This is a genomic window from Vibrio sp. E14 (assembly GCF_020515785.1).
Lineage (GTDB): Bacteria > Pseudomonadota > Gammaproteobacteria > Enterobacterales > Vibrionaceae > Vibrio > Vibrio diabolicus.
Genome location: NZ_JAHPJI010000001.1, coordinates 1,201,486 through 1,224,714, shown reverse-complemented (window position 1 = coordinate 1,224,714; position 23,229 = coordinate 1,201,486). Strand labels below are relative to the sequence as shown.

The 23,229-nt window shown below is 43.3% G+C and carries 22 protein-coding genes and 1 pseudogene; 12 read left to right on the top strand and 11 right to left on the bottom strand.

What is annotated here, in order from left to right:
- The 4 genes and pseudogenes from LIX84_RS05230 to LIX84_RS05215 form a co-directional block, all read left to right on the top strand.
- The coding region (locus tag LIX84_RS05230) for a tyrosine-type recombinase/integrase (protein WP_226420822.1) at positions 1-242 on the top strand (242 nt) is incomplete at its 5' end.
- Positions 243-626: 384 nt separating this feature from the next.
- Positions 627-1,226: a hypothetical protein gene (locus tag LIX84_RS05225; protein WP_226420821.1), complete on the top strand. Its 600-nt coding sequence runs from the start codon at positions 627-629 to the stop codon at positions 1,224-1,226.
- Between the two features lie 36 nt (positions 1,227-1,262).
- Positions 1,263-1,514, top strand: coding sequence for a hypothetical protein (locus LIX84_RS05220; protein WP_226420820.1), 252 nt, complete (start codon positions 1,263-1,265; stop codon positions 1,512-1,514).
- A gap of 307 nt (positions 1,515-1,821) precedes the next feature.
- Positions 1,822-2,241: pseudogene (locus LIX84_RS05215) on the top strand (recombinase family protein); the annotation flags it as partial.
- 50 nt (positions 2,242-2,291) lie between these two features.
- Here the strand turns inward: LIX84_RS05215 and LIX84_RS05210 are convergent.
- The 3 genes from LIX84_RS05210 to LIX84_RS05200 all read right to left on the bottom strand — a co-directional run bounded on the left by LIX84_RS05210 (position 2,292) and on the right by LIX84_RS05200 (position 3,487).
- Positions 2,292-2,513, bottom strand: a complete 222-nt coding sequence (locus LIX84_RS05210) for a hypothetical protein (protein ID WP_074051656.1) — start codon at positions 2,511-2,513, stop codon at positions 2,292-2,294.
- Between the two features lie 334 nt (positions 2,514-2,847).
- On the bottom strand, positions 2,848-3,342 hold the full coding sequence (locus LIX84_RS05205) for a deoxycytidylate deaminase (RefSeq protein ID WP_222104689.1): 495 nt from the start codon (positions 3,340-3,342) through the stop codon (positions 2,848-2,850).
- A complete protein-coding gene (locus LIX84_RS05200; protein WP_226420819.1) occupies positions 3,326-3,487 on the bottom strand; it encodes a hypothetical protein in 162 nt (53 codons plus the stop codon). Before LIX84_RS05200 ends, LIX84_RS05205 begins: the two co-directional genes overlap by 17 nt.
- Positions 3,488-4,583: 1,096 nt before the next feature.
- On the opposite strand from LIX84_RS05200, the gene LIX84_RS05195 reads away from it, so the two are divergent.
- Positions 4,584-5,585: an alpha/beta hydrolase family protein gene (locus tag LIX84_RS05195; RefSeq protein WP_226420818.1), complete on the top strand. Its 1,002-nt coding sequence runs from the start codon at positions 4,584-4,586 to the stop codon at positions 5,583-5,585.
- A 122-nt stretch (positions 5,586-5,707) separates the two neighbouring features.
- Here LIX84_RS05195 and LIX84_RS05190 read toward each other — a convergent pair whose 3' ends face one another.
- Positions 5,708-6,514, bottom strand: coding sequence for a sulfite exporter TauE/SafE family protein (locus LIX84_RS05190; RefSeq protein ID WP_226420817.1), 807 nt, complete (start codon positions 6,512-6,514; stop codon positions 5,708-5,710).
- Positions 6,515-6,636: 122 nt separating this feature from the next.
- Here LIX84_RS05190 and LIX84_RS05185 point away from each other — a divergent pair, with 122 nt between their 5' ends.
- Entirely contained in the window at positions 6,637-7,431 is a 795-nt protein-coding gene (locus LIX84_RS05185; protein WP_226420816.1) for an AraC family transcriptional regulator, read from the top strand.
- A 245-nt stretch (positions 7,432-7,676) separates the two neighbouring features.
- Here the strand turns inward: LIX84_RS05185 and yidZ are convergent, their stop codons facing one another.
- Complete coding sequence (yidZ, locus tag LIX84_RS05180; protein WP_226420815.1) at positions 7,677-8,633, bottom strand: HTH-type transcriptional regulator YidZ; 957 nt, start codon at positions 8,631-8,633, stop codon at positions 7,677-7,679.
- Complete coding sequence (locus LIX84_RS05175; protein ID WP_226420814.1) at positions 8,608-9,813, bottom strand: MFS transporter; 1,206 nt, start codon at positions 9,811-9,813, stop codon at positions 8,608-8,610. Before LIX84_RS05175 ends, yidZ begins: the two co-directional genes overlap by 26 nt.
- 575 nt (positions 9,814-10,388) lie before the next feature.
- On the opposite strand from LIX84_RS05175, the gene LIX84_RS05170 reads away from it, so the two are divergent.
- Complete coding sequence (locus LIX84_RS05170) at positions 10,389-11,639, top strand: DEAD/DEAH box helicase (protein WP_226420813.1); 1,251 nt, start codon at positions 10,389-10,391, stop codon at positions 11,637-11,639.
- 150 nt (positions 11,640-11,789) lie between these two features.
- Here LIX84_RS05170 and LIX84_RS05165 read toward each other — a convergent pair whose 3' ends face one another.
- Positions 11,790-12,203, bottom strand: a complete 414-nt coding sequence (locus LIX84_RS05165) for a VF530 family DNA-binding protein (protein WP_005391068.1) — start codon at positions 12,201-12,203, stop codon at positions 11,790-11,792.
- Positions 12,204-12,690: 487 nt separating this feature from the next.
- On the opposite strand from LIX84_RS05165, the gene LIX84_RS05160 reads away from it, so the two are divergent.
- Entirely contained in the window at positions 12,691-14,148 is a 1,458-nt protein-coding gene (locus LIX84_RS05160; protein ID WP_182035728.1) for a DUF3360 domain-containing protein, read from the top strand.
- 196 nt (positions 14,149-14,344) lie between these two features.
- On the opposite strand, the gene trpB is transcribed toward LIX84_RS05160, so the two are convergent.
- The 4 genes from trpB to LIX84_RS05140 all read right to left on the bottom strand — a co-directional run bounded on the left by trpB (position 14,345) and on the right by LIX84_RS05140 (position 19,279).
- Complete coding sequence (trpB, locus tag LIX84_RS05155; RefSeq protein ID WP_226420812.1) at positions 14,345-15,544, bottom strand: tryptophan synthase subunit beta; 1,200 nt, start codon at positions 15,542-15,544, stop codon at positions 14,345-14,347.
- Between the two features lie 425 nt (positions 15,545-15,969).
- A complete protein-coding gene (rnr, locus tag LIX84_RS05150) occupies positions 15,970-18,216 on the bottom strand; it encodes a ribonuclease R (RefSeq protein ID WP_226420811.1) in 2,247 nt (748 codons plus the stop codon).
- Positions 18,217-18,510: 294 nt separating this feature from the next.
- The gene (locus LIX84_RS05145) at positions 18,511-18,723 is read right to left on the bottom strand and encodes a cold-shock protein (protein ID WP_005375644.1); all 213 of its coding nucleotides are present in this window, start codon (positions 18,721-18,723) and stop codon (positions 18,511-18,513) included.
- Between the two features lie 307 nt (positions 18,724-19,030).
- The gene (locus LIX84_RS05140; RefSeq protein WP_005391061.1) at positions 19,031-19,279 is read right to left on the bottom strand and encodes a hypothetical protein; all 249 of its coding nucleotides are present in this window, start codon (positions 19,277-19,279) and stop codon (positions 19,031-19,033) included.
- Positions 19,280-19,567: 288 nt separating this feature from the next.
- Here LIX84_RS05140 and pcp point away from each other — a divergent pair, with 288 nt between their 5' ends.
- From pcp to LIX84_RS05120, 4 genes are all read left to right on the top strand, one after another.
- A complete protein-coding gene (gene pcp, locus LIX84_RS05135) occupies positions 19,568-20,206 on the top strand; it encodes a pyroglutamyl-peptidase I (protein ID WP_226420810.1) in 639 nt (212 codons plus the stop codon).
- 197 nt (positions 20,207-20,403) lie between these two features.
- The gene (locus LIX84_RS05130; RefSeq protein WP_005391057.1) at positions 20,404-20,667 is read left to right on the top strand and encodes a hypothetical protein; all 264 of its coding nucleotides are present in this window, start codon (positions 20,404-20,406) and stop codon (positions 20,665-20,667) included.
- A 63-nt stretch (positions 20,668-20,730) separates the two neighbouring features.
- Complete coding sequence (locus LIX84_RS05125; protein WP_226420809.1) at positions 20,731-21,717, top strand: CobW family GTP-binding protein; 987 nt, start codon at positions 20,731-20,733, stop codon at positions 21,715-21,717.
- A 170-nt stretch (positions 21,718-21,887) separates the two neighbouring features.
- Positions 21,888-23,180, top strand: a complete 1,293-nt coding sequence (locus tag LIX84_RS05120) for a DEAD/DEAH box helicase (RefSeq protein WP_005386186.1) — start codon at positions 21,888-21,890, stop codon at positions 23,178-23,180.
- The last annotated feature ends 49 nt before the right edge of the window (positions 23,181-23,229 follow it).

Here is a 23,229-nt window from a genome sequence, read left to right as displayed (position 1 = left end):
CTATCAGCTACTCATTCTATCGATCGATTATCAGGAACTGGGCAGTAAAACTTGGATTGAATGCGGACTACTATGGCACTCATTCCATGCGCCGTACTAAAGCAACCTTGATCTATGCCAAAACAAAAAACATCAGAGCGGTACAGATTTTACTGGGGCACTCGAAGCTAGATAACACTATTCGTTACCTTGGAGTGGAACTGGAAGACGCTCTGAGGCTCTCAGAGCAAACAGACTGCTGAGGCTTGCTGATACAGGCTTTTCTCCTGAAAAGCCTGTGCCCCAAAACTGTTTAGCTCAAGGTTCCTGACCACTTGCTCATGTCAGTTCTTGACCTACATATACTAATAACAAATTATGAGCCTAGTTGATCATTTGTGATTATACAGACATGTTTTGCAATTTATGAGTGGAAGGAAGAATAAGACTCATAAAACAGTATGTTGCTGCTATGGCGTCTGTATTTTCTGAAAATACTATAAAGCCAATGTTTGCTGAAAAGAAACTGTTAGCGGATGTTCTGTTTACCTCACTTACTAGTACAAAGAACAGTTAAGTTTATTTAGAATGACTTAAGCTGTAATTTTAGTAAGGTTTTCAATATGAGCTTTCCCTCAGATATCAAAATGGCGATGCGAGATTGTATCCTCAAAATTTTTTGGCCTAAAAAGGACATATTAAGTTTTTTTAGTAATTGTGGTTGTTCCAAACAAGATATGACAGTCATCGGGAATCTCGCTGACGTACATCGTCACGAAATCATCGATAACATGTTTGATCACCTATCTAATAAAAGCGACCAAGGGTTAGGTGTTTTCAGGTCAATGCTGCAAGCTCTGACTAATTGGTCTCAATTTGACCCCTATTACTTTGATAAGCTGCGCAAGCTCAATAGAACTGATGCTGAGGGTTCTATTAGCCACTTAAAACAGCTGCAAGAGATTCGAGATCATAAGATAAAGGCCGAGCGCAAAGCCCGTGAAGAACGAGCGGAGGCAAATCAAAAACCGACACAAACATTGAATGCACTGAAAGAGCGTTATCTGGCTTTAATGTCGGGAGTGGAGTCATTACAGCGTAGAGGTTATGAGTTAGAACAGATTCTGTTAGAGCTTGCAAAGCTATCTAAATGCGAAACAACTGAGCCTTTCAGAGTGAGGGGGGAGCAGATAGATGGTGCTATCAAATTTGATGGTGAGCACTACATTGTTGAAGCAAAATGGTAAGAACAATCAGCGTCTAATGAACCGATCTATCAATTAGTGGGAAAAGTAGAAGGTAAGCTTTACGGCCGAGGAATTTTCGTATCGATTAATGGATTCAGTACAAATGTTTTAAGCTCTTTAGTGCATGGAAAGGCAATAAAAACAATACTCGTTGATGGACAAGATCTGATGATGGTTTTAGAAGGATATCAAACATTTTCTGATATGTTAGACAAGAAAGTGAAGTCGGCTCAAACGAAAGGCGACATATACGTTAACGCTATTGATGGGCGTTCTAAAATCAGCTAACAAACGTCCAAGGATTCAACATACTTTTGCTCATCTGACAGAAGCGCTGTAGAGCATCTGTCCTAAAACGTTTATTTCCAAAACAGAGTAAAGAAGGCACTTTTACGTGTGTGATCACCGATGGTCAAGAAAAATCATAAACGCCTAGCGAGTAGTGAGCTGTACGAGCGTCAGGAGTGGCTTTATTATTTTACTTTACCATCATTTCCCTTAAGTACCCTTTTGGCAGGGTGATGGTTTCACGCAGTGACTAAGCCTTCAGGGACAAAAAAGCGTACATACCTATATACATGGTATGTACGCTTAATTAATCATTCATAAGCTTGAGTCCGGAGATACGTTAGTAGTCCTAAAGCTAGACCGTCTAGGTCGTGACAACATTGATGTTCAACAGACAATAGATGCTCTCACGACTAAGGGAATCAAAGTCATATGCCTTGATTTACCAGCAGCTGATTTAAGTAGCTCTGAGGGTAAGCTAATGCTGCAAATGTTCTCTGCATTCGCTGAGTTTGAAAGAAACAGAATTAGAGAGCGTACTCAAGAGGGGCTTAATAGAGCTAAAGCTAAGGGTAAGAAACTAGGTAGACCAGCAGCCAAAGGTACTACTGAGAACGTACAGAGATGTAAGGCTGATGGTTTATCGCAGAGTGCTACAGCTAAAGAGCTAGGTGTAGGTATTGCTACAGTTAAGCGACATTGGAATAAAGTCTTTGTAGGTGACTAAACTAAAGCGCCCATTAAGCTCGGGCGCTTTAAAGTACTAGCTGAAATTATCTACATGATATCTAAGCTAAGGATTTCACCTGTATCATTTTCTTCATCCCAGATACATGTAACTGAAGTCTCAGAGTTGCAATCTTGACATGTGAATTCACCTGATCCTGAATATTGCGTTGTATGATTTCCTGAAGGTTCTTCCCCCTCAATATTTAGTTGTGATAGGTCAAATGGGATATTGGCTCCACAATCTTCATTAACACAAGTGATGCTTGGCATAAATTCGATTCCTGTTATGTGATTTGTTCGCAAATTGCCTTTCAGTTCTTAGTTAGCTGAAATTGAAAAATCTATATAAGTCCGAGGCGTTTCATTTCATTTGGATCGGATTTTATCGCCGAAAGATCCATATCACACCTATGAAAGTGAGCTGTGTGTTTAAAACAGTTTCCATTAGGTTTGTTAGGAGATGAGTGTGCTGCGTGGACTATTCTTACATCCTGAGGCTCGTTAAATGTTGGTTCTATCCATTCAACGTATGCATCGTCATGGCTAGTAATTGGTTGTCCACACTCATCGCAAATAATAGGTAGTCCAGTGCTTTTTAGTGACATTATTCATCTCCTTTGTATACATAGAAATCAACCGAGATACCGGCTTCTTGAAACATTTCTAGGGCGACCTGGCCACTTCTATCCCATTTTGAATCAGAATCCCCGGGCTTCAGCGCCACAACACGCTTAACCCCTGCTTGAATAATTGGTCCGGCGCATCTGGAACATATTGGCTTACCCCATACAAAAAGGGTGGCTCCTCGAGCTCTGCTACCAGCTGCAATCAGTGCATTGACTTCAGCGTGTACCACAAGATCTAGTTTTGTCTCTTTATCTTGAAGTCGCTTTACACTATCCTCGACGCCAAATGGGAAACCATTGTATCCAATAGTTATATCTCCCCCTTTTTTAGAGAAAAGAACGGCTCCAACCTTTGCATTGGGATCTTTTGACCACTCTGAGACATGCTTTGCTAATTTACAGAAGCGTATATCCCATTTAGACATGGGCATATCTGCCCAAGACCATTTGGATGGTTTACCAGTTTTGCTCAAGGATCACCTCTCCATTAGAGTCTGTATGCTTAACATATTGGCGATTGACACCTTGACGAGTTACTTCGTCTACGTGCAGAACTTTACCCACGCAATTCCCATCTGAATCTAAGACGTCATATTCATATAAGTCTTTCTCAGCCATAGAACCTTTGGTTCTATAACTAGTTCTTTTGAGCGATTGAGTAGGAGACAGCTTAAGGACATTTTTTAGTTCCATATTGCTTCCTATTATTGAATTGTTAGGTGTTTGTATGTGTGCAGTATCTATGATGCTTGTTCCATTTGTTCGTGAGGAATATTAATTAAAAAGAAAGAAGTGGATAGAGGGAGTTGTGTGTTTTGTGAGCTATAACAATATGTTGTCATATCCCCATATAACGTATTGATGTCGCAACCCTGATGGTGCCAGTGAGGTCCCCCTCTTTTTAAAAAACTCTTATAGTAGTAAACGTAGAGCTTATTTTTATTTTAAATAAATCCGTAAGTTAATAAATAGCTTTGGCTTTTTCTTATATTAAGCGTTATGGAATCTATCTTTATTTTGTTGTTATATGACCTTAGTTCATTCAGAGCTAGGAGGAAAATTGAACGACAAGTATCACCATTTTGTAAGGCTTCCACCGCCCACAATTAACAAGCTCAATAGTCAACTTAGACTGAAGGAGTATTACGATGCTTTGGATGTATTCCGGTACATCAGTGGACTAACTCATCAACACTATTTTCAATCCAGACTGATGTATCAAACTGAACTCATGGGTATCCAGAATAGGCTAAATTCTCTTCTTAAGCCTTTGGGTTACAAATTGGTTTCGCGAAAGGTTCCTGTTGGTATTCAAAAAGCCCATAAAGTTGGAAGTGATGAGAGGCGATGGGGCTTTGAGGAAATGAAGCCTTATGAGTTAAAGCAGTACCTTAAAAAGTACTCGGTATTGAGTCGGTTGAAAGAGCTAGATCAAATTGTAGTGGATAAGTGAAATTGGTCACTACACTAGAGGTTTTGCAATACCTGAGGTAATCCTCTAAATGTTAATTTAGCAAAATCACTGACTCATTTATGTCCAAGAGCTTGCTGGCGTAGTTCAAAGCAGACACTTGCTTTGGGTTACTCGACTCTAAGTAACTTTATTGCTATGTTTCGCAAAATATATGGAGAACCTCCTGCGCGTCATTTTTTCCAGATGCCGTGCAGAATAATGTGTTGACCGGCTGAGGGAAAAATGAAAACCAAAATAATAATGTCGTTTCTACTCGCTACATTGTGTGTCAGTGTCAGCGCCAGTACGAATGAGCCGAAATACCATTCTGCGCTAACAGTCAAAACGGCATTCAGTGAAGACAGAGACAAGCCTGTAGAAGTCTACTACTGGTATCCCACAACGAACGGAAAAACCAACTTCACGTTTGGTAGGGGTAACATTTTTAAATCAGTCGAAACGCAGTTAGATGCCCCTTTAGCAAGTGGAAAATTTCCCGTTGTGCTTTTGTCGCAGGGCGGAACACGGTCAGCATTTTCCCATGGTGGTTGGATAGCTTCAGGCCTAGCGAAACAAGGTTATATCGTTGTGGTACCAAAGCCTCCTGCACCGAACGAAATCAATGCAGAAATGGCTGTTGATGAAATCACTTTCAGGACTAGTGATTTGGTGCTTGGGCTGAACGAATTAAGTTCGGTCGGGATACTGTCCGGAGGTGTAGATACTGATGAAGTGCAGGGTGTTGGCTTTTTTCTGGGTGGCACATCTATGCTGATGCTCTCCGGAGCGCAAATAAGCCCGGAAAAATATCGAACATCGTGTCACGACGCCACCAATATAGACTGTCATTGGTTACGTGAAAATAACGTTGATATTACCAACACCCCGGATCAAAAATTCCCCCGATTTCAGTCTGAAAACAAACTGAAATCGGTCGTCGTTATCAACCCTGAGCTAACGAAAACTTTTGTCCCTGAAACTCTGGCCTTGATGAACAATGCTATCACCGTGGTGACGCTTTCTGATCGGCTACATCCCGCACTGACACCAGCCGAATCACTTGTTGCTCTTCCCAATGTGACATTTCAAGAGATTCCCAGTGCGAGTCAGTTTAGTGCGTTCGCAGAATGTACTGAGCGTGGCATTAAAATTCTCGCATCAGAAGGGGAGGAAGCACTTTGCCAAGAGCGTGGCGAGGTTTCCAGAAAGGACAATCATCAGCAAATTTTGGATGTAATTCTGGCTAGGTTAACAAAGTTATAAGAGTGCAACAATGCGGAGCTTTCTTACACATTGTGTGCTTGAGTAAGCAAAGCGAGGAGTAAGTTTTTCAGGCTTGTCCCCACAACATATTGCAAGACATACTGATGACTGTATTACTTGCCTTAATTAAGTACTTGTACCAGCATTTTAAAACTCAGAAGAACACACAAAATACCAACGATTTTCTTAAGAACTTTATTTGGGAAATACTCTGCGCAACGCACGCCGAGGCTAGTAGTTAAGTAGCTGCTAATGGAGAAGCTGATCATTGCAGGAAGGTATATGTATCCTAATACTAAGTTGTTCCAATCTGTATTTTCCCATCCGTTTAACATGTAACCGAGGCTTCCTGATAGCGCTATAGGGAAACCTATCGCAGCAGAGGTGCCTATAGCTCGTTTTACCTCAAAATTTTGCTGGACAAGATAGGGGATGATCAACCCCGCACCGCTTATTGAGACAAGTGCTGATACAGAGCCAATCACAGAGCCTACAGTGATGTTACCGATAGCCCCATGTGGGGTCGGGTTGTGCTCATTTTCAGTGTTGAGAAACATCTTATAAGCTACATACAACATGAATACGCTGAAAAAAACTGCCAGATAGATTCCCTGTAGATACGATGCTACGAATGTGGCGCAAAATGTTCCGACTAGAACTCCGCTCAACATTTTTACTACCATTGTCGAGTCTACATTCTCTTTTTTGTAGTGAGCGCGCATGCTGCCCAATGTTGTAATAATCATTGAAGCCATTGATGTCCCTAACGCAAGATGGACCACTTCTGTATCAGCTATTCCCTGTAGTGAAAACAGAAACGCAAAAATAGGGACGGCCATTCCACCACCACCCACACCAACGAGTCCTGCGAGCAAGCCAATGCCCAAGCCTGCTGTAATGTAATAGATAATAAAGATAGGTTCGTTCATGATGGTTCTGCCTTCGATAAAATGGTCGTTGCTAAAATGTTACTCGAACGCTAACTTGCTATGGTAACGTTAAGAGGACAGAAAATAATGAATAATGGCCAAAATGGAATTGAGTAAATAAAGTGACAAACTCTGACTACAGCGAATGGAAAAATGGAGCCGCACTGATCGCTAAGGAGTGGCAGCATGAAAGGAGCGACTTCAACCATTTGGAGCAACGGCCACATAATTGGCACAGTCATCATCGAGGCCAGCTACTGTGTATAGATGAAGGGCTAATACAGGTAAAAACCGATGAAGGAGCGTGGATACTACCACCTCACCGAGCTGGTTGGATCCCCCCGGGTGCGATGCACAGTGTTTATTTTTGTGGTTCTCTGAAAGGTCGTTCATTACTGTTTACTCCAGAGAGTTGTGAGCGGTTTCCAATGAGACCTTGTGTGTTCCAAATGAGCGATGTGTTGAAAGCCCTATCGGTTAGAGTATCGATATGGAGCAAAACAGACGGGCTATCCATACAGTCTTTACGTATTCTTGCCGTAATATCCGATGAAATCGTCAATAGCCCTCATGAGTCACTCCACATCCCACAGCCCAGAGATCCGAGACTGCAAAAAGTTACTCAAGCGATTTTAATAGACCCAAACAGCAAACATTCTGTGGAGCATTGGGCAAATATCGGGGCAGTCTCATCTCGGACATTAAGACGATTGATTCGAAGTGAGTTAAACATGAGTTTTAGTGAATGGCGGCAACAAGCACTGCTAATACATTCGTTAGAAATGATGGCACGCGGAGAATCAGTAGGAGCGGTTGCACATGCTTTGGGTTATTCGACGCCCAGTAACTTTATCGCTATGTTTCGTCGGGTCTATGGTGATTCACCCACGCGTTACTTTTCGAGTCGTGGCATATAGTTGCCAAGAGCTTACCTAAATTAGGTTCGTTTTTATGTACTGAGGTTTACATTCATTTACTCACGCAACATAAGCAAGTGCTTCTAGCTTCTTTCTGCCCGAATGAGCTGAAATCAATTTCGAAGTGGATAATAGAGTTCAAGATTTTAAAATACTTAATCTAATGGAAGGCAAGACTTCACTCCTACGGCTATTGATAGCATAAAGAGGGAGGCTGTTCTAAATGTATTTAAAAAAATAATCGTTCAACTTGTGTCATACAGGCTCTTTATCGTCTCCCTCAACCACACGATTTTAGGGTTCTTGTTATTGCGTTTGTGCCAAATCATAGTAAATGGAATCAGTAGCTTGTGCTGATAATCTTCGGCAATGGGGATAGGCAACGCTATTAAGTTGGGGTGAAGCTGTTCGCAGTATCGCTGACAATACTTTGGTGCTGTGGTTAACATTTGATGGTCGGGCTTTTCTGCAACAAATAAAGCTTGCTCGAAACTCGCCATCGTTAGGCTAACGTTTCGAGTATATCCCTGTTCAGCCAAGATCTCATCCAATGCCCAACTGTCATTTTTCTCCCATGCTACATTGATGTGGGCATAGCTTAAGAAAGTATCCAAATTCCACTCTTGCTTGAGCGCAGGATGATCTTTGCGGACATACACCATAGGTAAATCCGAAAACAGCACTTCGAAATTAATAAAATACGGGAGCAGTTCTAACGACTCTTTGGAGCGAGGATGGCTTTCACGGCCAGTAAAACCAATATCCACTTCACCGCTGGTAATGGCGTCTAACGAGTCGTAATCCCAGTTATGGAACTTTACCGTTGAGTCTGGATAAAAATCATGGATTCGTTTGGTCAGTTCATCCGCCATGATGAGTGACAATGGCGACTCTACTCCAAGATGAAATTTAACCCCGCTTGGCGCATCATCACCTCGGTGTGAAACAATCAGGTTACCGATCTGCATCCAGTCTGACAAAAGCACTTGCACGTTTGTCGCGAGATTTGTTGGCTTTAGGCCTTGCGGCGTATTCACAAAAAGCGGGTCATCAAACCAAGCGCGCAATTTGCCTAAAGACTTACTCACGGTTGAGGGAGTTACATTAAGTTTTTTCGCCGTTTTAGTAACACTCTGCTCTTGCAGTAGCAATTGCAGAGTGAGCAGTAAATTAAGATCAAGTCGGGCAAGAGATTTCTTCATAAGGCTCACTAACGTTCTGATTTGGAAATAATAATATTATGGAGAGTCCAATAACGCTACTAGCAACCAACGCTATCATTAACATCATCACAGCCGACACACCTAACGTCGCCATCAACCAAATGTAAAGTGCAGACCAAGAAACCTGACCTATGCCAAGCATAGAGCTTGCAAGTCCAGCTTTGTGTGAGAATTGGCTTAACGCTTGACTCATCGCCACACCAAACCCCATAGGGAAACTCATGCTGAGCAGAGTGAATCCTACCATATAAAGTGTCGCACTATCGCTATTCAAGTGAGCCGCGAGAATAACGATAGCCGACAGGAAATTGGTCATTTGTGCAGCGAACATCAATGTGGTTTGTTTGAAGTAAGACAAAGCAAATGGTACTGAAAACGATGTTGCCATACCTACCATTGCTAGTAGTGCCATCGTGGTTGAGTAATCGCCTCGAGTAAAGCCAATCGAATCCATTATTATCATTGGTGACGTATTTACATAAGAGAGAATCGCTGTGACGCCTAAAGATGTATAAATAACGCGCGATATAAAAAAACGGTTATATAGTGATTCGTTCGAATCTTCATTCATATCTAAAAGTGTGCGCTTGGTTTTAGGCAAGGTTTCTTTTAAGACAAAGCAAGCAATTAAGCCTATCGCAATCCCCATCATCGCCATGGCAGTGAATAACACGGGCCACGGAAACTTGATCATAATCAGATTGCCGATCACGGGGGCAAGTACTGGGATAGAACAGATAATTCCATTGAGCATCGATAGAACCTTAGCTCGCTTTGGGTCCCCTAAAGTGTCACGCAAAATGGCAAAGGCCACTACATAGCAACATGCGGCACCTACGCCTTGGAAAAAGCGCATTATTAGGAAGCTATTACTGGTCTCAGCAGAGCCCGCGAACATTGATGCAAGGGTAAAAATCACTGCACCGCAAATGGCAACAGGTTTGCGTCCAAAACAATCAGCAGCCCGCCCAACAAAAACCATCGTCGATGCTAGACCAGCGAGGTAAATAGAAAAGGCAATATGAAGTTGTGATTCGCTCGCAGACAAGTCATTGGCGATTTGTGGTAAAGCAACCAAGTAGAGATCTATTGCCGTAGGATAAAGCAACACAAAGGCGAAGCTACATATCAGATATCGGGGTAAATTAATTTGTTCCATTACTACCTCGTGAAGGAATTGGGCTTACGAGGATGATATGCAACATTACTCATCTTGGCGCGTTACCTTTCTGACAACAGGTATTTCCATATACGACATCAGCAACGATTGTTGCTACAGCAGTCAAACTTACACTGAGAAGAACCTGGTACTGGGCGAAAGTAATCTATACAACCGAGTCCACAACATTAGCTAAATAGATAACGATGGACATTAGTGACCTGGAGTTTTCTCAAGCTGTATTAAGCTCTCAACACCGCAGGGCTAAATAGTGTGGTTAAGCCTTTGATTCGGATGTAGCCTGCCTTTGCAATCTCTTTCCCCAAAATACAATGTATTTTGCTTTACAGGAATCAGAAGGCCTGACTCTGTTTCCCTTTGTTCGTCGCGAACGCTACCACCGTGAGTCGTAGAGCCTTGGTTATCGAAACCATTAACTCATGTTAGTGAAAGGAGATTCCTGCTCTCTACAGTGCTTCTCTCACCAATATTCTGTTTGGGCCATTATCGCTAACATCCAGACGCGAAATAGCATAAGATACACGGCCTTTACTAGCACTGAGCCACTCATCGTAATGACAGATAAAACACAGCAAGCGACATTTGCCGATCTTGGCCTGATTCCAACCTTAGTCGAGCGACTAGAAGCGTTAGAATACAGCCAACCGACGCCCATTCAATCTCATACCATTCCTTATATCCTTGAAGGGAAAGATATTGTTGGCGGTGCCAATACGGGCTCTGGTAAAACCGCTGCTTTTTCGCTGCCAATTCTGCAAAAAATTGTTCAGCAAGACGAATCAAATAATCGACGTGGTAACTTCGTTTCTCACCTGATTTTAGTTCCAACTCGTGAGCTGGCATCACAGGTGGCATACAACGTCAAATCTTACTCATACCATCTTAGAGATAAGATCAAAACGGTTGCCGTATTTGGTGGTGTATCGGTGAACCCACAAATGCTGGCGCTTCGTGGTGGCTGTGACATTATCGTAGCTACGCCGGGTCGATTACTTGATCTGGTATCCAGTAACGCGATTAAGTTGGACCAAGTAAAAACGCTCGTGCTCGATGAAGCTGACCGTATGTTGAGCCTCGGATTTACCGAAGAACTCAATAAGATTCTTGCGTTACTGCCAGAGAAGAAACAGACGCTGCTATTTTCTGCTACTTTCCCTGATAAAGTCACGACGCTTGCTCAGCACTTGCTCCACGACCCTGTTGAAGTTCAGTTGCAGAGCGCAGAAGCCAGCACTTTGGTGCAACGCGTGTTTAGTGTAAATAAAGGTGAGAAAACGGCGGTACTTGCGCACTTAATCAAACAGCATCAGTGGCGACAGACTTTGATTTTTGTGAATGCTAAGAATGCCTGTAACCATTTAGCTCAAAAACTGTCAAAACGCGGTATTACAGCTGAAGTTTTCCATGGTGATAAAGGGCAGGGCGCTCGTACTCGTGTACTTGACGGTTTTAAGTCTGGCGAGATTCAAGTTCTTATTGCCACCGATATCGCAGCACGTGGCCTTGATATTGAAAAGCTGCCAGTGGTGATTAACTTCGATCTCCCGCGTAGTCCTGCTGACTATATGCATCGAATAGGGCGTAGTGGTCGTGCTGGTGAAGTGGGTCTAGGGTTATCTCTTATCGATTACGATGACTACCACCATTTCAAAGTGATAGAAAAGAAAAATAAGTTCCAACTTGAACGCGAGCAGGTAGTAGGTTTTGAAGTGGAAGACGATCAGAGTGAAGCCTACTTTTTACCAATGAAGCCGCGAGCAAAGCCGGCAGGTACGGGTAAAAAGAAGAAAAAGCGTAGTCAATAGAATACGTAAACAACCTGTGAGTTTACTTACGGGAGGCGCTGGAGAAGGGGGCGCACTAGCTTGAGTATTCGCTTCTAGCCATTTCTTTAAAGAACAATAGAGCCTTGCTGGAACTACCAGTAGGGCTCTATTGCTTTTCAAGGTTATGTACTATCGACGCGTCGGACGTCCACGAGGTGAGCGTTTTTTAAATGCGGATGCAGCTTTAGCTTGTGACTTGAGGATAGAGTCAACGGTTAGCGGCATTGGCTCTTTAGGTTCAAGACCATGCGGGAACGTACGAGCTCTCGGTGGTAAATCATATTCTTCTTCACTTGCGCGTGGCATGCGCTTAAAGCGATAAAGGTAAAAGTTTTCTAATTTTTCTCTCGCCCATTCGGTCTTCTTTAAATACTTCACACTACTTGCAATCGAAGGCTTAGTGTTAAAGCAATTAAAGCGCATTGCTGTATCTAGAATGTCCCAGCCATAAAAATCCACCAACTCTTGCAACATAGTTTCTAGCTTTAACCCGTGCAGTGGGTTATTTCGTTGCAGTTCGATTCTTTCTTCGTCAGTCATCATTTTAGGGGCCTTACTCATCAAAGGGTGGAGTTTAGCAAAGTATACATTACAGAGATATCTATAGTTAGGCAGCGATGGTTTGGATTGCAACTCGATTTGATGTTGTTAGTGCGTACTTGCATGAGCCAAATTAACCAATTACCTGTGTGAATACGGATATGTTTTTTCTACCTTGAAAAGCACAGGTGGAGTTGCGACTGTTCCTCTTCTTGAATTGCTGTTCAAAAACTCTCACTAAAGATCAGCGTACTCTAATGCAATGTTAAATCTTTGTGTAATAAGTGAGATTTTTGTTGTTCTTTTACTAATGTCTAATATTCCTACCGATAGCAATACATGCTTAATAGGTTCAAATCAAAAATTAGCCATACCACTTTCTTGGTGTGGCCTCGATGTTTGATGTGGGTGTTGTCTCGTATTGGTCTGTATACCAAGCGAAACTCTAGTTGGCATAGTTCAACGTTGAAATATAACAAAGGATAGCTCAATGTCTGACTCAAGTAAGACCTTTTACAGGGATGTGCGCAAAAAACCGCATGAATTTGAAAGTCGTGAAGACTTTCTAAACCATGATTTAACCATCATGAGCTTTCGTCGCTGGGGTATTCATTTGCCATCACGTGATTACAGTATTGAAATCGAAGACTGGGTGCCTGCATTAGCCGCAACCATTGGTAAAGTGGTGATGGTCACCGCCATGGTTGCTGCCTTTGCTGCTCAGTTCGGTTTATCTCCGGAGTTCGTTGCAGAAAACGTGCGTTACGAATTGCTTATCGCGGGTGCTTTGTTCGTTATTTTGTTTTCTGCCATCCTAAACCCGAACGCAAACCTAGCCGGTACCCACGGCCCAATGATACCGCTGATTCCCATGATTGCTGCCGCAGGAGGGCATCCTCTGGCGCTTGGCTTGATGGTATGTGCTTTTGGCTTAATTCTCGCTTTGACTAAAGGCGGTTCTAAACTCATGACCTTGACTGGCATTGGGGTTCGAGGAGGGTTATTGATCTACCTAGGCGCTGTTGGGTTGCTCGGACAGATTAATAAGACGGAAGCGTGGGCTGCTAGTACGGATCAAGGTTACATCTCGTTTGTGGTCATAGGCCTAACCGTTATGGTTTATGCCTACCTAGCTAAGATTAACAAGCGTTGGTTGGCAATCCCACTGTGTTCGGCTCTCGCGGGTATTGTTGCTTATGTGATGGGCGCTGAGTTTGCTTTTACCACTGAGCCGGGCCTGCCTAATTTCAGTCCATTCTATTGGTGGGGTGAAGATACAGGCTGGCAACTAGGTTGGCCAACCTTAGAGCACTTTATTGCCGTGACTCCATTTGCGCTACTGGCAGTCGCTATGTGGTCCCCTGATTATCTTGGCCATCGTGTGTTTCAAGAACTTAACTACCCGAAAGAAGCGAAAGGCGTACTCATGGATGTCGACGACACGATGGTCGGAGCGTCTGTTCGTCAGGGAGTTGGCTCACTATTAGGTGGCGGAAACCTAGCTTCTTCTTGGGGAACGTACATGATTCCAGCCGCAATTGCTAAACGTCCTATTCCAGGTGGCGCACTGTTAACGGGTTTCATGTGTATTGCTGCGGCGGTAATTGGCTATCCAATGGATCTAGCAATGTGGGAGCCTGTTCTGCGCGTTGCTTTGATTGTCGGTGTATTCTTACCACTTCTTGAGGCGGGCATGCAGATGATCCACAAGCATAAAGATTCACTCAGTGCAGGTATCTGTATTTTTGCCTGTGCATTCGTTAATCCAGTCTTTGGCTGGGCAATCACGATGCTACTGGATAACCTTGGACTTATCGGCGACCATGAGCGTGCCAACGAACTGTCGCGAAAAGATAAATACCTGATTCCTGGCACTGCATTTATCGTTTGTGCAGGTTCGCTTGCTGTCGTTGGTCAGCTTCCGGGTATTCCTGCTCTGATCGGTTAATCGAATTATGTTCTAAAGGACTAGTTGGAGTGGTAAGTAAGAGGGCTTTCTCAAGCTATGCCTATTTTTCAAAAGTAAAAGGTTTGGACTGTGTAGTTAAGCCTTCAAAGCGCATGTAGGGAAAGCAAGGCTCAAACAAAAAGCTACCTAGTAATAGGTAGCTTTTTGTATAGACATTTAGCCTACGAAGTCGTGACTAAATAATTGATTCAATGCCATATTTTTCGCCGTAGTGTTCAACGACAAAATCAATGTCTTTGTCACCGCGACCGGATAAGTTGATCAGAATTGAGCCAGTTTCTCCTTGCTTCGCGAGTTTAATCGCGTAAGCGACAGCGTGTGCGGATTCAATCGCTGGAATAATCCCCTCTTCGCGAGACAGTTCAAAGAATGCATCAATCGCTTCGTCATCGGTGATTGAGCCGTAATTGACACGGCCAATGTCTTTTAAGTAACTATGCTGAGGCCCAACCGATGGGTAATCCAAGCCACTTGCTACAGAGTACACTTCCTGAGGTTCGCCTTGCTCATCTTTAAGCATGTAAGACTTAAATCCGTGCATAATACCTGGCTCACCGAGTGTGAGTGTTGCAGCGTGCTCGCCAACCTTTTGCAAAGAGCGGCCCGCGGGCTCGACGCCGTGAATAGCGACTTGTTCATCGTCTAAGAAAGCAGTAAATAGCCCCATCGCATTAGATCCTCCCCCAACACATGCAACGAGATTATTGGGTAGCTTACCAGTCATTTCTTTGAATTGAACACGTGCTTCGTTGCCGATAATTGATTGGAAATCTCGTACCATTTTAGGGAATGGGTGAGGGCCAACGACAGAGCCTATCGCATAAAGTTGTGTGTCAGGATCTTTTAGGTAGGCTTCGAATGCAGAATCTACCGCTTCTTTGAGGGTTTTGCGCCCATGAATGGCAGGAATGACATTAGCACCAAGGATTCTCATGCGGACGACATTCGGATGCTCTTTGGCGATATCAACTTCACCCATGTAAATATCGCATTTCAAGCCAACCAATGCCGCGGCTGTAGCAAGCACAACACCGTGTTGTCCTGCGCCAGTTTCTGCAATCAGTTTCTTCTTACCCATCTTTTTAGCGAGAATGGCTTCTCCTAAGCAGTGGTTAATTTTATGTGCGCCTGTATGATTTAAGTCTTCGCGCTTTAGGTAGATGTCTGCTCCGTATTTTTTAGACAAGTTTTCCGCATGGAAGATTGGGCTAGGTCGTCCAACAAAGTGCTTATACAAACGAGCAAGCTCCGCTTTAAATTCAGGATCTTTGCTGCATTCCTCATAAGCTGCGTTGATGTCACGCATGATTTGTTCAAGCTCCGGCGGCACGAAGCTACCACCGTATTCACCAAAGTATCCTTCTTCATTGGGCATGGTGAGATCAAACGAGTTTTTTATTATTTACATCCTAGTTAACGAAAGTATTGATACTTTTATACCCAAAATTTGGAAGAGGTTGTGTGATCAGTTGCTTAAATCAGAATTCGCGATCTAGTGAACTAGTTAAAAAGTACAATTTGTGTGGTTGGTAACGGGTTGGATACAACATAAGGTGGGGTTTAAGAGGCGCAAAAAAGCCCCGAGAGATCCTAGGCTGTCATAAGAACCTCTCGAGGCAAACAGAGTGCTGGAAATACACTCTGCGATGGTGTCTGGAAACAAAAGTTAGATTCGTTTCCTTTGCCAGATATTAGGGTTTTAGAATGAGTTGATGTCAGCGAAATGTCACAAGTTAATCGCGGTATATAAAGCTTATTTTTTATTTTTGAACAATGGGTTAGAAAATAGACTACAACAGACTAACCTACCGTGTGTTCTGCATCTTTTAAATTGAACACGATCTTTCTTTGTTTCGAATCGACGTCTTTAACCAACACGTGCACTTTAGTCCCTAAAGTAAACGTGGTGCTCTGGCTAGAAATTTTTTGTTTGACTGCATCAAATTCGAACTCACCATTTTGGAAACTTGATAAAGGAATGAGACCTTCGATTCGGTTTTCCTCTAACTCAACAAATACTCCGAAGTGTGTGACCCCAGACACTGTCCCCGTGAAGTGTTGCCCGATAAATGGCTTCATGTAATGACATTTCAGTGCTGATTCAACCTCTCGACTCACTTCATCTGCCTGACGAGATTGATGCGAACAGTGCACGCTCAGTTGCTCGATCACTTTTGTATCGTAAGGGTAGTTGTTCGCAGCACCTGTCAATTGACGAATAGGCTTTAGTTTCATGAGCAGACTGCGTAGCTTGCCTGTTTTTTGCTCTCGAAGTTTAGCGCGAATGGCGCGGTGAACGAGTAAGTCTGGGTAACGACGAATTGGCGAAGTAAAGTGTGCGTATGCGTCATAGGCTAAACCGAAGTGACCCATATTCTTCGGCGAATACTCGGCTTGACTCTGAGAACGTAGCAGTAGGGTACGAATCACATCACACTCATCTAAATCTCGTACTTGTTCCAGTAATGCGTTGTAGTCATGAGAAGTTGGTTTATCACCGCCCGCAAGCGTTAGCCCTTTGTCTGCAAGCATCATTCTTAATGAAGACAGTTTTTTCATCTGAGGACCAGAGTGCACGCGGTATAAGCTCGGTATTTTTTGTTGCTGCAAAAATTGAGCGGTGGCAACGTTGGCACATAGCATGAATTCTTCGATCATTCGGTGGGCATCATTTCGAACTACAGGAACGATGGACGCGATTTTCTTTTTATTGTTTAACGTGAATGAAAGCTCTTGCGTGTCAAAATCAATGGCACCACGGACTTGACGTTGACCAGATAGGTTCAAATACAAGCGATGGAGATTCACCAGGTGCTGTTTAATGTTTTGTTTTGGGTTCTTACCTTGGTATTTTTTTGCTTCCGTTGATTGGGAAACAATGCGGTAAGCTTCGTTATAAGTTAAACGAGCATGCGAGTGAATGATCCCTTCAGAAAACTCTGAATCTAGCATGTTACCTTCGTCGTCAAAGGTCATCTCACATACCATAACCAATCGGTCTTCATTCGGGTTAAGCGAGCACAAACCGTTAGATAATGTTTCTGGTAGCATTGGTACAACGTATCCGGGGAAGTAAACGGACGTTGCACGAGATTGCGCCTCAAGATCTAAATGGTCGTTTGGCTGAACGTAGTGAGATACGTCTGCAATCGCGACGAATAACTTCCAATGCCCATTGTCCATTTGGTATGCATAAACGGCATCATCAAAGTCTTTCGCGTCGTCCCCGTCGATAGTGACGAACGGTAAATCTCGATAATCCACTCGTGACGTTTTGTCTTTTTCTTCTACGTGATTGCCAAATGCGGAAGCAGCGTGAAGAACTTCATCATCCCAATGGTCATTGATGCCATGTCGACGTAACGCCAATTTAACTTCAATCCCTGCTTCTCCCGGACGCCCTAATACTTCCGCCACTTCAACTGTTGTTGATTGTCTGTGATCTGGATAGGCCGTGACTTTACAATGAACGAGTTTACCGGCACTTTTGGCGATAAGATCATTTGGTGTGACATGAATGGTTTGAGTCAGTTTCGCGCTTTCTGGCACTAGATAGAAGTTCGAACCTTTTCTCTTTAACAAGCCCACGATATGGGTTGTTTTTCGTTCCACTATTTTGATGAAACGATGATTTGAGCGTCCTTGATGCTGAGCATTGCCTTTCAGAACCAGTACGATATCGCCATCAAACACATGAGTAAGTTGGTGTTTAGGTAAGAAAAGGTCTTTTTCATTACTGTCGTAAGTGACAAAACCAAAGCCGTCTGCGTGAATGCTGACCTTTCCAGAAACCAAAGCGGTTTGATCGACTTTTTTATAACCACGGCGATGCGTGAAAATCAACTGGCCATCGCGCTCCATAGCGCGTAAACGTTTTTTTAAAGCGTCTTTTTGTGGTTTCTCATCTAAGCCAGTAGAGCGAGAAATTTGCTCGTGACTTAAGTGATTTTTGACTTTATCGAATAGGCTAAGGATAACGTCTCGGCTAGGGATAATGTGCTCGTAATTATTAGAATTTATTGATTGTGCGGATATATTTAATTTCATTTTTTTCTCTTATATTCGCCAATCGCTTTTATTTTATAAACTTTATTTATATGAGCAAAGCATGAGGCGAAGTGATTCAGATATGAATCAGATTAATTTAATTCCAAACTGGAATTGCAAGGTAGGTAGTGTGATTACCTAAAGATGTATACCAAAGTGACTTTATTGAAAGTGATTAATGACGGTGTGGGAGAGGTAAGTGATTTGGGTATATAAACTTAGATAGAGAATAGTAAGGGCGGTAATAAGTGGAAGGGGATGGTGGCACCAACAACATTGATGCCACACAAAGAATTACAGTGCAGTTACTTCAGCAGCTTGTAAACCTTTGTTACCTTGTTCAACAACGAACGATACTTTTTGGCCTTCAGTAAGAGTTTTGAAGCCTTCAGAAACAATAGAACGGAAGTGAACGAATACGTCATCACCGCCATTGTCTTGAGAAATAAAACCAAAACCTTTAGTTTCGTTGAACCATTTTACTGAACCAGTTAATTTATTAGACATAGATACCTCTATATTTGATTGTTTTAAATATTGAATTTTTAGCTAATATCAAGTGCTACTATATGATTTTAGAGATAACTATTTTGTCGCAGGAACGTAAACGAGGAATTCGATGTGGAACTGAGAGAAACTTTGATCTTTAATTACATTAATAGCTCTTTCCGTAAGAGCTGATGTGCAGTATACCGACAAAATTAATAAAGGCTAGCCTTTTCTTTTTTTATTTTTTAAGTACACCAAGCGCATTGCTTTCAAAGCATACGCTTGGTGTATAAGACGGCATGGTGTTATAGATGGTGCTGAGCGCTTAGTGTTTTCTGGTTGAGCCGTTACGAACGATGTCTTTACCATTGTCATATACGTGCTGCGAAACCCAGCGGCCAAGTAGCAATTGGTGCTTTTCTCCTAATACGGCAACAAATGGACGGCCATCGGTATTAGAGGTGGCTAGCGCAACGCCAGTGACACCTTCAAGACCCAGAGCGCCGCTTTCTACTAAATGCAGAAATGCCTCTAACTCTTCAATCGTTTCGATTACATGGTTATCAATATTCATTGTATTCAATCTCTTCGAATTGCATTGCGGTCGCGTACTCTACCTAAGTTAAGCGTGGAAACCAAGTTTCTGCGTGAGTCATGTAATGAGAGAGCCAAGCCCTGCCACTAATCATCGATAGTTAGTCTCCATAGTCCGGAACTTGTGTAGATTCAATAAAGGTGACAACCCTCGCTGGTTAGACATGAGTCACATAATGTTGTCTGGTTTATGTCAACAATACTTTTGCTATTGGATGGGGTGAAGGGGAGTGCAATAATTTGTGAAACTCTTTTCCTAAAGGCTGTTATGAAGAAAGTCCTGATTACCGGTTTTGAACCTTTTGGTGGTGACGCCATTAACCCCGCCTTAGAAGCGGTCAAGCGATTAGAGGCTGCGGCAATAGAAGATGCCATGATCGTTACTTGCCCAGTTCCTGTGATTCGGCATGAGTCAGTGAATACCGTTATTGATGCAATAGAAGCGCACCAGCCAGATTGTGTGATTACCGTTGGGCAAGCGGCCGGACGTGGCGCGATCACCCCAGAGCGTGTCGCAATTAATGTGGATGATTTTCGTATTCCAGATAACGCTGGTCATCAGCCGATTGATGAACCCGTAGTGGCTGACGGCCCAGATGCTTACTTCTCGACACTGCCGATAAAGCGTATTGTTCAAACGCTGCAAAAGCAGGGGATACCTAGCCAGATTTCCAACAGTGCCGGAACATTTGTATGTAACCACCTTTTTTATGGCATCCAACATTATCTAAAAGACAAACCTATTCGTCATGGGTTTGTTCATATCCCATTATTGCCAGAACAAGCAGTAGATGGCCGTCAGCCTTCCATGTCTCTGGAGATGATAGTCGAAGGGCTAAGGCTGGTGGCTCAAGTTTGTATTGCCAATGAAAACGACATATTGGTCAGCGGCGGGTCGATTTGCTAGTAAGTGTTTTACAGTCCACTAAGTGTCTGAAAGCTAGTAATAAGTTCATCGTTTGATGTTGTAATAAATGTTAGCTTTGTCAAATTTCACAAGTAGCGAAAGGAGTAGCATTGAATAGTCAGGTTGGATGTTGTTCAAACTGGCACTTCCCTAATACAGGAGGTGTTAGGGGCTACCCTTACGAAAGGCGAGTTATCATGAAAAGCAACAAAAGTAAGTCAATCGCACTTATCTCTGTCGTTGTTTTCGCATTGGCTATCGCTGCGCTTAAATTCGAAAACACGCTCGGAGTTCTTCCCATCGTAGTCGCTATTATCGCGTTTTTTACCTGCGTCATTTACACCAGTATGTATCTTTCTGATATGAAGCGTTCAGAGTTGATAAGTCACTCTGATCATTCTCAAAAAATGTGTACCCACGCATCACGCAATGAGCTTGATGAGCGCGATAAAAAGCGTTGAAGCGAGTCACATTCTCCGTATACTTTGCTGGAGCATTAATGCACTAACGTGTCGGAGATAAGCATGTCAAATCGAGTACCAACCAACATACTGACCGGATTTTTGGGTGTCGGTAAAACGACCACGATTTTAAATCTACTGAAGAACAAACCGGAAAACGAAAACTGGGCGGTTTTGGTCAATGAATTTGGTGAGATTGGCATCGACGGTGCATTGATGACCGACCAAGGTGCGCTGATTAAAGAAGTGCCGGGTGGCTGTATGTGTTGTACGGCGGGCGTGCCAATGTCGGTCGGTATTACCGCGTTACTGCGCCAAAAACCGGACCGTTTATTGATTGAGCCGACAGGCCTTGGTCATCCAAAACAGGTTATCGCGACGCTTACCTCAGAACAGTATGAACCTTACGTTGATCTAAAAGCGACGATCGCTCTGGTTGATCCGCGTAACTTAAGTGATGAAAAATATCTTTCTAACCAAAATTTCGTGGACCAGTTAGACAGCGCAGATGTGGTTATAGGCAGTAAGGTTGACCTTTGTACCAGTCACGACATTGATGTGTTTAATGACTGGGTGACGGACCAATCTCCCTCAAAAGTATTCAGTAAGCTTATTCATGACGGTGAGTTACCGATAGAAGTCTTGGATATCGAACGGGTTTACGGCAGCGCTTCTTCTCAGATCGAGTCACATCATCATGACCATGCTCACCAAGAGCCTCAATTCCAGTTGCCGCCAGGTGAAGCCTTTGTGCGTAAAGAGAACAAAGGGCAAGGGTATTTTAGTTGCGGGTGGTTGTTTGGGGCAGAGTACACGTTTGATTTTGATAAACTTTTCTCAATGCTTTCGGAATTAACGGCTGAACGTGTTAAAGCGGTGGTCAACACGGATCAGGGGTGTTACGCGTTTAATGTTGCCAACCGAGTCGTGTCGGTGAATGAAATCAGCTTAGAAGGGTTTGAATCACGATTAGAAGTGATAGATTCTCAGTTGTTGCCATGGGATGAACTTGAGCAAATTCTCCTTCAGTTGTCTGGCATCAAGCGTTAAATCGAACAAATGTTAAACGGAAACGGTGAACCAGCAATCTGTCTGCGTTCGCCGTTTTTGCTTTTGTAGCGTTTCAATGAGAAAAGTGAGATAAATCACTCAAATTCGGGTATAGTGCACGGCTAAATTTTTAAAGCTATTTTTAGTGGTTTGTTTAAGGAATACGCTCAATGTCATTTTCATCTCAAGGTTTTGCGCCAGAAGTGGTTAAAGCACTGGCAGAATGCGGTTATGAAAAGTTAACGCCAATTCAACAGAAGGCGATTCCAATGGCTCGCAAAGGCCATGATATTTTCGCTACAGCACAAACAGGTACTGGTAAAACGGCTGCGTTTTCTCTGCCTATGATTCAGCAGTTGTTAGACAGTAACCGTAGCGCTTCTCGTAAGACTGCTCGTGCACTTATCTTGGCTCCAACTCGCGAGCTTGCTGAACAAATTGCTGACAACATCAAAGCTTACACGAAGTACACCAATCTGTCGGTGGCGGCGATTTTCGGTGGTCGTAAAATGTCTTCTCAGGTTGCGGCACTGGAAAATGGTGTTGATATCCTTGTGGCTACACCTGGTCGATTGGAAGAGCACATCGAACAAGGTAATGTCTCGGTGGCACACTTAGAGTTTTTGGTGTTTGATGAAGCAGACCGTATCTTGGATATGGGCTTTATTCATGCAGTTCGTAAGATCATGCTGGATGTGGATACAGACCCACAAATCATGATGTTTTCGGCAACGACTTCAAGCCAGCTAAATCTCTTAGCGAAAGACATTCTGCGTAAACCAAAACGTATCGAAGTAGAGCGTGCAAATACTACGGCACAAACAGTTGCTCACGTGCTATATCCAGTTGATCAAGAGCGAAAAACGGAACTGCTTTCAGAGCTAATTGGTCGCAAAAACTGGAAACAAGTGTTGGTATTTGTGAACTACAAAGAGACCGCAAACGAAGTGGTAAAAGAGCTGAAACTTGATGGTATCAAAGCGGTGGTTTGTCATGGTGACCGTGCTCAAAGTGCTCGTCGTCGTGCGCTAGAAGAGTTCAAGTCCGGTAAAGCACGTGTCATGGTGGCTACCGATGTCGCTGCTCGAGGTCTAGATATTGAAGACTTACCTCACGTTGTGAACTATGACATGCCTTTCCTAGCGGAAGATTACGTTCACCGAATTGGCCGTACGGGTCGTGCAGGTAAACAAGGTCATGCTGTTTCATTTGTAAACCGAGATGAAGAGCTCACGGTGGTTCAGGTTGAAAATCTAATCCAGCAACGCATTCGCCGTATTGAGCTTGCAGGCTATGAACCAAAGCAGCGTGAGTCTTACATTGAAAAGCTGCACTCAAAACCAGCATTTAAGAATCGTCAAGGTCGTCGTAATAATCCGAACCAGTCGGCAACAGACCAAGGGTCGGCAGAGCGTCGTCTTGCTATGGTGAAGCGCCTGAAAGCGCGTCGTGGCGCAAAGTAAATTACATCAGTTTGTGATGAAAAGAGCCCCTCAATTGAGGGGCTCTTTT